The sequence below is a fragment of the Shigella sp. FC1544 genome (assembly GCF_001722145.1).
Classification (GTDB): Bacteria; Pseudomonadota; Gammaproteobacteria; order Enterobacterales; family Enterobacteriaceae; genus Escherichia; species Escherichia coli.
The window spans coordinates 1-604 of record NZ_MECT01000400.1 but is presented as its reverse complement, the minus strand read 5'-3'; the positions used below and the strand labels follow the sequence as shown (position 1 = coordinate 604).

At 47.2% G+C, this 604-nt stretch carries 2 protein-coding genes and 1 pseudogene; 2 read left to right on the top strand and 1 reads right to left on the bottom strand.

All coding sequences use genetic code 11. The features are described 5' to 3' along the window. Positions 1 to 147: IS1 family transposase (locus tag BGK49_RS27825; RefSeq protein ID WP_001393286.1), on the bottom strand; the 147-nt coding region annotated here is incomplete at its 3' end. 55 nt (positions 148 to 202) lie between these two features. Here BGK49_RS27825 and BGK49_RS31195 point away from each other — a divergent pair. Beyond that, a pseudogene (locus tag BGK49_RS31195) lies at positions 203 to 271 on the top strand (phage tail protein); the annotation flags it as partial. Between the two features lie 2 nt (positions 272 to 273). Continuing rightward, positions 274 to 604 (top strand): tail fiber assembly protein (locus tag BGK49_RS17195; RefSeq protein ID WP_146628134.1); only part of this gene is annotated, 331 nt, incomplete at its 3' end.

The following is a 604-nucleotide window of genomic DNA, read 5'->3' as shown; positions in this document are numbered from 1 at the left end:
TTGAGAAGCGGTGTAAGTGAACTGCAGTTGCCATGTTTTACGGCAGTGAGAGCAGAGATAGCGCTGATGTCCGGCAGTGCTTTTGCCGTTACGCACCACCCCGTCAGTAGCTGAACAGGAGGGACAGCTGATAGAAACAGAAGCCACTGGAGCACCTCAAAAACACCATCATACACTAAATCAGTAAGTTGGCAGCATCACCAACGGTGTGTATTACCGACCGCTGCAAAAACTGATTAATGGCACCTGGTATAACGTAGCGAGTATTTAACAATGTTGCATTTAAAAAATATTACGGCAGGTAATCCGAAAACCGCGGAACAATATCAGCTGACAAAACAGTATGATGTCACCTGGCTTTTTTCGGAAGACGGCAAAAACTGGTATGAAGAACAGAAGAACTTTGCCAGTGACACCATAAAAATGGTTTACACCGGAGACGGGCGCGTGGTGTGGGTCGGTAAGGATGTGACAGGCATTGAACCCCGTAACGCCAGTGTTATTGAAGTTCCTGATATTACCGCCAACCGCCGCATTACCGCGCCGGGTTACTGGTTTTACCGCAATGATGAATTTGTCTTTGACTACAGACTCAAAGCGGAAG